12 protein-coding genes are annotated in these 12,769 nt (G+C 63.7%); 8 read left to right on the top strand and 4 right to left on the bottom strand.

Annotated features, from left to right (window positions below; all coding sequences use genetic code 11):
• The first annotated feature begins 238 nt into the window (after positions 1-238).
• Both LDB05_RS01945 and psmB read left to right on the top strand, forming a co-directional pair.
• On the top strand, positions 239-409 hold the full coding sequence (locus LDB05_RS01945) for a hypothetical protein (protein ID WP_226006245.1): 171 nt from the start codon (positions 239-241) through the stop codon (positions 407-409).
• Positions 410-658: 249 nt separating this feature from the next.
• Entirely contained in the window at positions 659-1,390 is a 732-nt protein-coding gene (gene psmB / locus LDB05_RS01940) for an archaeal proteasome endopeptidase complex subunit beta (RefSeq protein WP_226006244.1), read from the top strand.
• Positions 1,391-1,585: 195 nt separating this feature from the next.
• Here the strand turns inward: psmB and LDB05_RS01935 are convergent, their stop codons facing one another.
• A complete protein-coding gene (locus tag LDB05_RS01935; protein WP_226006243.1) occupies positions 1,586-2,710 on the bottom strand; it encodes a Gfo/Idh/MocA family protein in 1,125 nt (374 codons plus the stop codon).
• Positions 2,711-2,989: 279 nt separating this feature from the next.
• Here LDB05_RS01935 and LDB05_RS01930 point away from each other — a divergent pair, with 279 nt between their 5' ends.
• Positions 2,990-3,685, top strand: coding sequence for a ThuA domain-containing protein (locus tag LDB05_RS01930; RefSeq protein ID WP_226007858.1), 696 nt, complete (start codon positions 2,990-2,992; stop codon positions 3,683-3,685).
• Positions 3,686-3,774: 89 nt separating this feature from the next.
• On the opposite strand, the gene LDB05_RS01925 is transcribed toward LDB05_RS01930, so the two are convergent.
• The 3 genes from LDB05_RS01925 to LDB05_RS01915 all read right to left on the bottom strand — a co-directional run bounded on the left by LDB05_RS01925 (position 3,775) and on the right by LDB05_RS01915 (position 6,437).
• A complete protein-coding gene (locus LDB05_RS01925) occupies positions 3,775-5,067 on the bottom strand; it encodes a TIGR00341 family protein (RefSeq protein ID WP_226006242.1) in 1,293 nt (430 codons plus the stop codon).
• 113 nt (positions 5,068-5,180) lie between these two features.
• Positions 5,181-6,032 (bottom strand): eIF2B alpha/beta/delta subunit family protein, encoded by an 852-nt coding sequence (locus LDB05_RS01920; protein WP_226006241.1) that lies wholly within the window; start codon positions 6,030-6,032, stop codon positions 5,181-5,183.
• An 81-nt stretch (positions 6,033-6,113) separates the two neighbouring features.
• The gene (locus LDB05_RS01915; protein ID WP_226006240.1) at positions 6,114-6,437 is read right to left on the bottom strand and encodes a DUF5783 family protein; all 324 of its coding nucleotides are present in this window, start codon (positions 6,435-6,437) and stop codon (positions 6,114-6,116) included.
• Between the two features lie 114 nt (positions 6,438-6,551).
• On the opposite strand from LDB05_RS01915, the gene LDB05_RS01910 reads away from it, so the two are divergent.
• From LDB05_RS01910 to LDB05_RS01890, 5 genes are all read left to right on the top strand, one after another.
• Positions 6,552-6,875: a DUF7969 family protein gene (locus LDB05_RS01910; protein WP_226006239.1), complete on the top strand. Its 324-nt coding sequence runs from the start codon at positions 6,552-6,554 to the stop codon at positions 6,873-6,875.
• 66 nt (positions 6,876-6,941) lie between these two features.
• The gene (locus LDB05_RS01905) at positions 6,942-8,018 is read left to right on the top strand and encodes an Mrp/NBP35 family ATP-binding protein (protein WP_226006238.1); all 1,077 of its coding nucleotides are present in this window, start codon (positions 6,942-6,944) and stop codon (positions 8,016-8,018) included.
• Positions 8,015-8,272 carry a DUF7976 family protein gene (locus LDB05_RS01900; RefSeq protein ID WP_226006237.1) on the top strand — a complete coding sequence of 86 codons (258 nt, stop codon included), beginning with the start codon at positions 8,015-8,017 and terminating at the stop codon, positions 8,270-8,272. Before LDB05_RS01905 ends, LDB05_RS01900 begins: the two co-directional genes overlap by 4 nt.
• Positions 8,273-8,491: 219 nt before the next feature.
• The gene (locus LDB05_RS01895) at positions 8,492-11,368 is read left to right on the top strand and encodes an FIST N-terminal domain-containing protein (RefSeq protein WP_226006236.1); all 2,877 of its coding nucleotides are present in this window, start codon (positions 8,492-8,494) and stop codon (positions 11,366-11,368) included.
• A 328-nt stretch (positions 11,369-11,696) separates the two neighbouring features.
• Positions 11,697-12,704, top strand: coding sequence for a helix-hairpin-helix domain-containing protein (locus LDB05_RS01890; protein WP_226006235.1), 1,008 nt, complete (start codon positions 11,697-11,699; stop codon positions 12,702-12,704).
• Positions 12,705-12,769: the final 65 nt, after the last annotated feature.

Raw genomic sequence — 12,769 nt, 5'->3', positions numbered from 1 at the left:
TGGCGCTCACGAGGTGCGTACGCGAATCAGATGATTCCCATAACTTACGCGAAATCACCCCATCGATTCCCCCCGCCATAGCCATAGATCGGTCTGGGTACGTCTCGAGTTGTTCCCATTGAAAGTGAGTTTGAATCGCATGCAAGCGGCGACCCGGTGGAACACGAACGACCATTATGAATGGGAGATCTGGGGGAAAGTTTATATATACCCTCCGTCTGGGCATCGGTGAACGTCGATGATATCCCGCGTGTACCACGCGACCCTGTTCGCACTGTACCAGCTGTGCATTATGCTCGGTATCGCCGCGATGCCACTCGCCATTGCCGCCCGGCAAGCCGGACTCACCATCCCGGTCCACCGCGTCCTCGCCAACGTCGAAGCGGCCTACGAGTCCGCACAGCACTGATCGAGCCGTAGACGCCGCCTGGTTTTGCCGTCCGTCGACCGACGAGCCGCCGGGCCGCCGAGCCGGTCGATCACGGACCGAACCGCCGAACCGGCGAGCCCCGGAACCGACCCGCAGCGCGTCGAACTGTCCGCCGCTCGAGCACCGATGGCTCGCCGTTCGACCCGTCTCGATTCCGGGTCCGCGGAAGCGGAAACGAGGGCGGTGACCGCCGGTGTTTTATACCGTCCCGGTCGTAACCTTCGATCAATGCATACGCCCACACACGACTCGGACTTCTCTCGGACGGTCGACAAGTTGGCCGACGATCCGAACCCCTACGAGCCGGAAGTCGGATCGATGCCGGAAAACGATATGAGCCGGGCCGATCTGGACAACGTCAACAAGACCGGAACGACGACGATCGGTATCTCCACCGCCGACGGCGTCATCATCGCGACGGACATGCGCGCCAGCCTCGGCGGCCGATTCGTCTCGAACAAGAACGTCCAGAAGGTCGAGCAGATCCACCCCACCGGCGCGCTCACTCTCGTCGGCAGCGTCGGCGGTGCCCAGTCGTTCATCTCGACGCTTCGCGCCGAAGTCAACCTCTACGAGGCCCGTCGCGGAGAGAACATGAGTATCGACGCGCTGGCGACGCTCGCAGGTAACTTCGCCCGCGGTGGCCCGTTCTTCGCCATCCACCCGATCCTCGGCGGCGTCGACGACGAGGGCAGCCACGTCTACAGCATCGATCCCGCCGGCGGGGTCATGGGCGACGACTACACCGTCACCGGCAGCGGGATGCAACTCGCCTACGGCCACCTCGAGCAGGCCTACGAGCCGGACATGTCCAACGAGGAAGCGAAGACCGTCGCGGCTCGCGGCATCAAGTCCGCCGTCGAGCGCGACACCGGCTCCGGGAACGGCGTCTTCCTCGCGGAGATCACCGGCGAGGGCGTCGACATCCACGGCCACCACGACTTCGACGACGTCCTCTAGATCGGGCGGCGAACGAAACGATCGGGTTTTGCGGTTTTCTCAGGACTCGACACCGGTAGGACTGGCAAGGCTCTCGCTCCGTCTCGGAATCCATCGCCGTTCCGTCGTGAGACATCGACACGAACAGCGCGACCGCTATCTCAACTGATCCCGATCCGTCACAGACGAGAACCGAACGCAAAAATATCGAGTCAGTCAGTCGAGCCGCGCCGCCTGCTCGAGTTGGGCCTCGCTGATACGGGAGTCAGCGAGCGTCGTCGCCCGGCCGGACTCGCTCGAGCGGTAGATCGCGTCGATGACGCGCTGGACCGTCAGCGCTTCCTCGACCGTGTTCGTTTCCGGGGCACCGGCCGTCGCGATCGCCTCGAGGAACTGTTCGTCCTGTTCGCCGTAGCCGGTCACAGCGGCGTCGCCGGTCATGTCGACGTTGGTGTAGTGATCGCAGCCGGCCGTTCCGGCTTCGAGGATCCGCAGGTCGGTGTCGCCGATGTCGAACTGGGCACCCGCCTCGGTGCCGCGCACGCGGAAATCCATGCTCTCCTCGCGATTGGTCGCCCACGCGGCCTCGAGCGAGATGGTCTGCCCGTCGGCACAGCGGATGAAGGCGCTGACGGAGTCGTCGACCTCGTAGGTCTCCGCCTCGGCGTCCCAGTTGTCGCCGAACCCGTCGGGGTCGGCGTACTCCTCGCTGGTGCCGAAGGTCGTCCGCGAGACGCCGCTCACTTCGACGATCTCGGGGAAGTCGAGCGCGTAGAGTGCGAGGTCGAGGGCGTGAACGCCGATGTCGAGCAGGGAGCCGCCGCCAGCGAGTTCGGGGTCGGTGAACCACGAGCCGGGGCCGGGAACGCCGCGCCGACGGACGTAGTTGGCTTCGACGTGTGTGAGGTCGCCGAAACGGCCGCGCGCGTGTTGCTCGTCGAACATGGCCATCGACGCGGCGTGTCGGTTGTGGAACCCGACCATACAGATCCCCGCCGATCGGGCCGCGGCCTCCGCGATCCGCTCGGCACTTTCCAACGTGTGCGCGAGCGGTTTCTCGACGAGAACGTCCAGATCTCGCTCGAGGGCTGCGGCCGCGATCGGTTCGTGGAACCGGTTGGGCGTCGTCACGATGACGGCGTCGACCGCGTCGTCGGCGACGAGCTCGTCGTGAGTCTCGTACGTCCGCGCGCCGTACTCCTCGGCGAAGCGGTCGCGTTGTTCCGGGACGAGGTCCGCGCCCGCGACGACGTTCGCGCCGAGTTCCGTCACGCTTCGCGCGTGGAGATTGCCCATGCCGCCCAACCCGACGATACCGACGCCGATTCCGTCGCCGATCATGTCCGGACCCTCGCTTTCGGTGTCGCAACAATGGGGAGGGAGTGAGAAACCAGCCATTTCGACATCATTTGTGTTCGATCCCGTTCCATAGAGAGTGGCAGTCGGGCGATCGAAATAAGGGTTGTGACCGATTAATCTGTACAATCATTTCATATTTCACGTATTACTATACCATTACGGAATCGAGTACCATATAGGGTGGATAAATACGGTGTTTTTTCGTGAATGGATTCTCGCGAATCGGCCCAGCTAAGGCTCCGGACGACGGACCGGACCGCCATGGTCGCAGTCACGATCTGGAACGAGTTCCGTCACGAACGCGAGGACGACGAGGTCGCAGCCGTCTATCCGAACGGAATCCACGAGACGCTCGCCGACGCGCTCGCGGACGACCACGCGGTCCGAACCGCGACGCTCGACGAGCCCGAGCACGGCCTCACCGACGAGGTCCTCGAGTCGACCGACGTGTTGCTGTGGTGGGGCCACGAGGCCCACGACGAGGTGAGCGACGCCGTCGTCGATCGGGTACAGGAGCGCGTGCTCGAGGGGATGGGACTGCTCCCCCTCCACTCGGCTCACTACTCGAAGCCGTTCAAACGGCTCATGGGAACGTCCTGCAGCCTGCAGTACCGCGAGGACGGCGGCACCGAACGACTCTGGGTCGTCGACCCCGGCCATCCGATCGCCGACGGGCTCGAGGAGTCGATCGAGCTCCCCGAAACGGAGATGTACGGCGAGCCGTTCGACGTTCCCGAGCCGGACCGGCAGGTGTTCGTCAGCTGGTTCGAGGGCGGCGAGGTGTTCCGTAGCGGCTGTTGTTACCGGCGCGGAAACGGTCGTATCTTCTACTTTCGTCCCGGTCACGAGACGTATCCCGTCTACGAGAACGAGGCGATTCGGCGGGTGCTTCACAACGCCGTCGAGTGGGCTGCCCCGACCGAGGGGTCGCCGCGGACGTTCGACCAACGGGAGTAGCCACTGAAAGTCAGTGTACAGCCAATCGAACGACGACGTTTCGATCAGTGTGTGAATCGTTTCAGTGGCTACGAGAGGTCAGGCCCGGCTCATCCGCTTCGCCGGGTCGCGACGAGTTCGACGACGACCACGAGATCGACGTTCGCAGCTGCTTCCAGCCGCTCCCGAACCGTATCCGCGAAATCGGCCGGCAAGCGCTCGCCCGGCGGTCGTTCGACGAGGACGGTCACGACGGGGGTTTCGTCGGCGTAGACGTCGACGAGTTCGTAGTCGACGGCAACCTCCTGGAACTGTAGATCGGGACCGTCGGCCGGTCGGTCCTCGCTCATCGCTTCGAGTTCGGTCTGAACGTCGTGTTCGACCGATGCAGTCTGATACGTGCCGTAGGTGACGCCACCGAGAACGACGGAGAGGACGGCGATCGCTACGAAGAGCACGATCACCCGAGAGCGAAGTCGATCGTAGACGCGCTCGATGTCCGCGGACCGGTGTGGCCTGTACCCGGACACCCACAACAGGAGCAACGCCGTGAGGTTGATCGAGAGTATATTTACGAGCACGAGCGTGCCGGCTGTGAGGACGACCTCCGAATTCCCCCAGGCGATACCGAGTCCAGCCGTGGCGGCGGGCGGAACGAGCGCGACGGCGATCGCCACGCCGACGAGCACCGAGCCGACGTTGCGAGTGAGGCTGACGACGGCAGCCACGCCGGATCCCAGAGCGAGGAACAGCGCGAGCACGTCCGGCGTGATTCGTTCCTCGATCTGGGGAACCGTCGTGATATCGAACCCCGGCGGAAGCAACACCGTTCCTCTGAGTAGCCAGCCGATTACTGCGGCTGTCGCGACTGCGACCACGAGTCCGGTTCCCTGAAGCACGACACCGCGCGTCGCGAGCGGCTCATCGTTCACGACGACGCCGACGCTCGCCGCGAGCGCAGGTCCCATCAACGGCGCGACGACCATCGCACCGATGATCGTCGCTGCGGAATCGAGCAACAGGCCGGCCGTCGCGATCGCCGTACTCACGACGAGCAGACTGAAATAGGTCGACGCCGCCGGTGCGAGATCGGCCGCTCGAGACTGGAGTTCCTCCCGGGAAATCCTGGTGCCCGAAAACCGTCCCGTCAGAGCATCGGTTCGACTCGAGACGATCGTTTCAGTCTCCGTCACGACCGTGTACGACCGGTCATCGAGGCCCGCACTTCGAAGGTCGGACAATAGCGGTTCGACGGTCGACGACGGAACGAGAACCGAAACCAGCGCTTCGAACTCACCGCGATCCGTGTCCCGCGAGACGGTGTAGTCGACGTCGGCCGAATCCGCGGTTTCGAGTACGAGGTCCAGTTCGCCCTGGGGAACGAACACCTGTACGAGGTGCATGCGTCCACTACCCCGAAGATCGCCATAATCTATTGTCACACGATATCGACTGTCAATCCCAGTCGGGGATCCGGTGGCTCTCGGCCGAAAAGGGGAACTACACCGGTCCCCGTTTAGAACTCCTGGCGACCTTCGTCCGTGATAACGCTCTCGAGCAGCTCGACCGGCGTCGCATCGTACGCGGGATTCTCGACGTCGAACCCGTCCGCAGGCTCGGGCATCACTTCGCTGCCCGGGCGGTACTCGTTCTCGAAGACGAACCCCTCGCTGACGATCTTCGAGGCCGAGCCCAGCACAGTGACCGGCACGTCCAGCTGAGCGGCCGTCGCCGCGATCGGGAAGGTTCCGACGCGGTTGTACAGCGTCCCGTCGACGATACAGTCCATGCCGACGATCACGCGATCACACTCCTCGAGATAGATCCCGTGTGCGCTGTCGGTGAGTAACGTCGGGTCGACGCCCTCGAGATCTGCGAGCGTCCGGGCGGTCTTGCGACCGATGTATCGGGGCCGGGCCTCGGTGACGTAGACGTCGAACGTCTTGCCGGCCTCGGTGGCCTGCTCGAGGGCCTCGATCACCGTCGAGGAGTAGTCGTGAGTCAACAGCGTCGCACCGTCCGAGAGGTGCTCCACGGCGTTTTCGGCGGCCAGTCGCTTGCCGGACTCGATCCGCGAGACGACCGCGTCGATCGTCTCACTGGTGAGCCGTCGGGCCTCCTCGACGCTGTCGGGGTCGGCGTCGGTCACGTCGTCGACGACCTCCCGAACGGCGTTCTGGAGCGAGGCGTGGGAGGGGTTCGCCCGCCGCAGCACGGAGCCGTTGCGCTCGAGCCCGCGGATATACTCCTCGACGGTGGCGAACTCCCGCTCGGTCAGCTCCTCGAGGGCCTGGGCGGCGCGTACGGCAACCACCGAGGAGCTGTGCGTCTGCATCTCGCGGATTTCCTCGGCCGTCTCGTCGATCATACCCGGATGGTTTTCGGTCAGCGCAAAAGGTGTTCCGGGACCTCGCAGCCGTCCCGTCGTGATCCCGTCACTGGCTCGCCCTCACGCGGTCTCATCGAACCCGAAGATCCGCCGCAGCTCGCGCTCGATCCGGTCGACGAACGTCTCGAGGACGGCCTCGAACTGTTCGTGCTCGGCCGCCGCTCCCGCTCGTTCTCTCGGGTTCTCGGGGAGTTCGACCCGGAACTCGCCGTCTCCTTCGTAGAACGGCTCGCTCTCGCTCAGTACCTGTCGGTCGATGGCGCGGAGCACCGCCGAATCGTACTGGCCGTGTAGCTGCTGGTAGGCCGCGGAGTATGCCTCCTCGAGTTCCTCGAAGTAATAGACGTACTTCTCCTCGAACTTCTCGGGATCGAACTCGGTCATAAACGTCTGTCGGCACGCTGTCGGATAACCCGTTCGGACCGATTCGGTGATCGAGCGGCCGAAATTCCGACCGGTGCCCGCAGGCTTACGTCCGCGAGCCCCCTAGACCCGCCGATGACCGTCACCGTCCGATACACCTGTCCCCACTGCAACGCCGTGGTCAGCCTCGAGCGGCCGCCGGATCTGGCGGACCGGTCGGTCACGAAGGTCGCGCAACCGGGCTGGGACTACGCGAGCCCGGACGATCCCGACCGCGAATCGGCCGACGGGATCGAATTCCTCTGCGGCGAGGACGGCACCGTCACCGACCTCGAGGGGGAGTCCACCGAGGGCTGTGGCCGCCCCTTCTATCTGAATTTCGTGCGGTACGAGCAGGGCGTCGAACTCGATCCAGATCCGCCGACGTACGGGGGGCCGCGGTTCGATTTCAACGGGTAGCGAGCGGCCGACTGTGCCTCTACACGCGAACACAACCCTTTTCGACGCTGGCAAGTACCTAGTGACATGGACGAAGCCGCCGTTCGCGACCGCCTTCGGGCGGTCGAGGATCCGGAACTCGGCGACGACATCGTTTCGCTCGGACTCGTCAACGACATCACCGTCGACGGCGACGAGGTCGATATCGATCTCGCACTCGGTGCTCCCTATTCACCGAGCGAGAGCGACATCGCCGCCGAGGTGCGCGAGGTACTCACCGCCGAGGGCCTCGAGCCGGACCTGACCGCGAGCGTTCCCGATCGCGACGATCTCACCAGCGAGGAACAGGTACTGCCGAACGTCAAGAACGTCATCGCCGTCGCCTCCGGAAAGGGCGGGGTTGGCAAGTCGACCGTCGCGGTCAACCTCGCCGCCGGGCTCTCGCAGCTGGGTGCCCGCGTCGGCCTCTTCGACGCCGACGTCTACGGGCCGAACGTCCCGCGGATGGTCGACGCCGACGAGCCGCCGATGGCCACCGAAGACGAGACCCTCGTGCCGCCCGAGAAGTACGGCGTGAAGCTGATGAGCATGGCCTTCCTCACCGGCGAGGACGACCCGGTCATCTGGCGCGGTCCGATGGTCCACAAGGTCATCACACAGCTAACTGAGGACGTCGAGTGGGGTCACCTCGATTACCTCGTCGTCGACCTCCCGCCGGGAACCGGCGACACCCAGCTGACGATGCTCCAGACCATGCCCGTCACCGGCGCGGTCATCGTCACGACCCCGCAGGACGTCGCGCTAGACGACGCCCGCAAAGGCCTCGAGATGTTCGCCAAACACGACACGGTCGTCCTGGGGATCGCCGAGAACATGTCGACGTTCGCCTGTCCGGACTGCGGCGGCGAGCACGATATCTTCGGCTCCGGCGGCGGCGAATCCTTCGCCGAGGAACACGAACTCCCCTTCCTCGGCTCGATCCCGCTCGACCCGGCCGTCCGCGAGGGCGGTGACGGCGGGAAGCCGACGGTCCTGAAAGACGGGGACGACACGAGCGACGCACTTCGGACCATCACCGAGAACGTCGCCAACAACACCGGGATCGTCCACCGACAGGGAATCTCTCAGAGCCGACGCAGTGAGGCCGCTTCTCCCGACCGATGAGCTCGAGCGGTGACGACGAGGAGGCTGGCACCGACTCGGATGACGGCTTCGAGCCCGATCCCGAACGCGTCGAACGCCTCCGCGAGATCGCCGACGACGTTCGCGGCGAGACCAGCGAGAGCAAACAGCTCGCGAACATCCTGTACCGGACCAGCGACCTCTACGACGACCGTGAGGAAACCTCTCCCGAAGAAATCGTCCGCAACGTGAAGTTCATTCTCGAGGTCAACGAGCGGGGCGGTCTCGAGCGCTGAGCGCTCGACTCGAAACCGCTCGATCGAATCTGTCGGTTCGACCGACTGCAGGCGTAGCTCTCTACCCGACAGATAATATGCGTAACTGATATGTTCGGCCGGTAAAACTGCTCTACCGTTCTCTTCCGTTCAAAAGTACCAGTAACAAACACTGTGTGTGTTTGACATACATTAAATTTGGCCGACAAGTTCTTACCTCATTCTCTTCGTTTGTCTCCTATGGACGATGGTTTGCAGACGGAGACAGGGGGACCGAACTACACTGTACAGTTCGGTGCGGCTCTCTTTGTTGCGGCAGTTGTCATGGCGGCGGCCGGACATTTCGGTGGCGTTCTCGGACTACTCGCTGGTGCGATAGTGGTCGGCGGGACGGGAACTGTCCTCGGTCGCCGTGTCGATAGCGAGCACGAGGACGTCGTTTCGAGCGTCGAAGCGGTGACCGACGAACCCGATCCGGCCGTCACTGACGGCGGGATTCGGGAACTGGACACTGCCTTCGAAAAGCGCGTCACGGAGAACCGGCAGCTCCGAACGCAACTCGACGAACTCGAGTCGGAGCTCGAGGACACTCGGCACCGAAACGAACGCATCGAGTCCCAGACCGAAGAGTTACAGGACGCGATGCAGCTGTGTGCTGCCGGCCAGCTCACGCATCGGATCGATTCGGACGAGGAATCTCCGATAGACGTCGCGGACGACTTCAACGAGATGATGGACGAACTCGAAGGGACGATGCGTCACCTCAAGGACTTCATCGCGCTCGTCGTCTCCTCGAGCAACGAAGTGATGTCCGGAACCGAAGAAGTCAGCGAAGCGAGCGACGAGATCAGCGCGACGATTCAGGAGATCGCGGAGGGTGCGACGGTCCAGTCCGAGCGCCTGCAGTCGGTCAACGGCGAGATGGAGAACCTCTCCTCGAGTATCGAGGAGATCGCCAGTCTCTCCGACGAGGTCGCGACGCTGTCCGAACGGACGACGGAAGTCGGTCGGCAGGGACAGAAGGCAGCGAAAACGGCGATCGACGGGTTGAACGAGATGGAGGATGGGTCGGCGGAGGCGGTCGAAGCGATCGAGACGCTGCAAACGGAGATGGAGGCGATCGACGAACTGGTCGAGTTCATCAGCGAAGTCGCCCGCGAGACGAACATGCTGGCGTTGAACGCCAACATCGAGGCGACTCGCAGCGATGGCGACGGCTCCGGCGAAGGGTTCGCCGCGGTCGCGACCGAAGTCAAGGAGCTCGCTGCGAAGAGCAAGGACGCCGCCGAAAACATCGAGAAGCGTATCGAGGACATTCACGAACAGACCGAGGTCGCGACGAACACCGTTCGAGAGACCGAAGATCGCGTCGCGGAACACACCGATTCGGTCGAAAACGCGCTCGAGGCACTCGGGGAAATCGCGGAGTACGCCGAGGAAACCAACCACGGCGTCCAGGAGATGCACATGGCCGCGGACGAACAGGCGAAGTCGACACAGCAGGTGGTCGCGCTCGTCGAGGAGACGGCGACGATCAGCGATCAGACCTCAGACCTGGCGGAAGACGTCACCGCCTCCGCAGAAGAACAGACGGCCGCGCTCACGGACGTCTCCGACAGCACCAAACAGCTCGCCGAAAACGCGAACTGGCTCAGTGACACTCTCGACATGTACAAAGCGCGCCAGGACGTGCCGGCGATGGATCGGCAGTCACCGACCGAACTCGCCGCCGGTTCTCCATCCGAGGGACAGGCGTCGACAGCCGGTGGTGACGTCGCTTCGGCATCGTCGACGACCGAAGCGACACCCGAAACGTCGTCCCGCTCCGAGACGACCTCGAGTTCGCCGGAGACGGCCGGCTCCGAGGAGTTCACGTTCGGGAACACGACCGAGACCGCCGGACTGCCGACGAAGTTCCAGACCGGGATGGCGACGGGTGACGATAGTTTCGACACGGGGCGTCGAGCAGCGACGATGGCATTCGACGACTTGGGTACCGACCGCGTCGACTTCTGTCAGGTCTTCTGTTCGCCCGAGTACGAGTACGCGGACGTTCTCGAGGGGATTCGCGACGTCATCGGATCGGACGCGAAGTTGATCGGGGCGTCGTCGTCGGGCGAATTTACCGAGAAGGCGGTGTCAGACGGAACCGTGACGGTTTCGCTCGTCGCCAGTGACACGATCAAGTTCTTCACGGGACTCGGCACCGATCTCTCCGATGGGGTCGCGGGTGCGGTGAACGAAGCGGTCGAAACGCTTCCCGCCTCGGTCGAGGGGTACCCGCACCTCTCGGCGATCAACCTCCACGATGGTTTGGCCGGGATCAGCGACCAGATCGCGGTCGTCACGCAGCGGAACCTCGGCCACGATGTCAGCTTCGCCGGCGGCTCCGCGGGTGACGACCTCGCGATGGAGGCGACGCACGTCTTCCACGACGACACCATCGCGAGCGATTCGGTCGTCATCGGCCTCATGGCCTCGAAAGAACCCGTGACGATTACGGTCGATCACGGTCACTCACCCATCTCCGAGCCGATGACGGTGACGAAGGCCGAGGGCGGAACGGTTCTCGAGATCGACGGGAAGCCGGCGTTCGAGGCGTGGCGCGAGGCGGTCGAGTCGTACCTCGCCGGAACGGACCGGCAGGTCGACTTCGATGCCGTCGAGAACGAGAGCATGGAACTGCTCGGGCTCCTGACGGAGTTCGAGTTCGGAATCGAGGAAGGTCACGGGGCGATCAGTGACGGGTACAAGATCCGCTGGCCCGGGCTACGGCTCTCGAAGGAGGGGCCGCTCGACTTCCCCGTCGGCGTTCCCGAAGGGACGGTGGTGCGCGTGATGCACAGCCCTGCGGACGAGCAGATCGTCTCCGCACGCGATACGGCCACTGCGGCGATTCAGGACGCACCCGGCAACGTCGCCGGCAGCTTCATTTACGACTGTGCGTGTCGTTCGATCATCCTCGGAGAGAACTTCGACGAGGCAGTGAACGCGATGGACGAGGAACTGGGAGTTCCCTTCAGCGGGTTCGAGACCTACGGCGAACTCTGCATGGAACGCGGACAGATGAGCGGCTATCACAACACGACCTCCGTCGTGATGTTGCTCCCAGAGTAAGTGTCGGTCTGGCGATACCGACACCGCCGAATCCGCGGCTCTTTGTTCTTCCTTTCTCGGTCGTATCCTGCGTGTTGAGTCAGTGGGAAGCGACTCACTCGAGACCATTCCTCAGCCCGTCCCGAGCAACGTGGGTCTATCTGCTATCGCGATGAGAGATGAAACGCGAAACTGCGACACGGCACCGTACCGAGACTTCATACCTTTCTGTGGTATCAAACACCCTCTAAAACCATTTAGGGGTGTGACTTATGCGTGTAGCCGCTGTCCGTCCGACTAGGAAACAGCGACGGGGCATCGATTCGTCTCGTCACTGGTACCACCAGCCATGACTGACACCACATCACCCATCGAACGCACGTTCGAAATGCAGCGCCAGTCGATCAAACAGAGCCAGCAGCTATTCCAGCAGGGACTCGCCTTCCAGGAGAACGCCGCCGAGACGTTCCTGCAGAACAGCATGGCGATGCAGCGAAGCGCCCAGCGTCAGGGAACCGAACTCGCCAGACAGCTCTTCGACGCCCAGCTCGAGGCTCTCGAGTCGGCCCTCGACGAGAACGGGTACGACATCCGGTCGACCATCGACGAGGGATTCGAAGAGGGAACGAAACAGACACAGCAGCTGCTCAACGAGGGATTCGAGCAGGGAACCGAAATGGTCCAGCAACTGATGCACGCACAGTTCAACGCGCTCGAGTCGGCGCTCGACGGAAACGGGTCGGACATTCGATCGACCGTCGATCGGCAGTTCGACGAGTTCGAGCGGAGTCAGGACCAGGTCTGGGACGAGTTCGAGACGGAATTCCTTCACGCGGTCGAGGATCTCACCGACCAGCAACAGCGGATGCTCGCGGAGTCGATCGATTCGGTCCTCGACGCACAGGAGGAGACCGAACAGCAGACGATCGAGATCGTCGACCGAGCCGAGGAAACCGTCGGAACGGTCCAGCGCCAGACCGAAGAGGTTGCCGAGAGCATTCAGCAGGGAACCGAAGCCACGATGCGGACGGCGCAGGACGAGGCCGAAGCGGTCGCCGAGACGACTCGAGAGAGCGCCCAGGAAACGATCGGTGACGCTGCCGACGCGACCGAGGAGCTTGCGGTCGACACAACGGACGCGATCGAAACCGCGTCCGAGCAGGGGGCAGACGCTGCGGAGCGGAACCTGCAAGCCATCGACGGCGTCGGCCAGACCTACGCCGACCGGCTCGCCGAGGCGGGCATCGAAACCCTCGCGGACCTCTCCAGGACGGAAGCGAACACCGTCGCCGAGGCCGCAGAGATCTCGCAGGCCCGTGCAGCCGACTGGATTCAGGCCGCCCAGTCCCACACGTAATCGAGCATCGAAGGCACCGGCCAGCGGGAGTCCGCACCCGGCAGTTCGGTTCGTGAGCCCATTTC

Source organism: Natrinema salinisoli, assembly GCF_020405205.1.
Taxonomy (GTDB): Archaea; Halobacteriota; Halobacteria; order Halobacteriales; family Natrialbaceae; genus Natrinema; species Natrinema salinisoli.
This window is presented reverse-complemented; position numbering and strand designations above follow the sequence as displayed.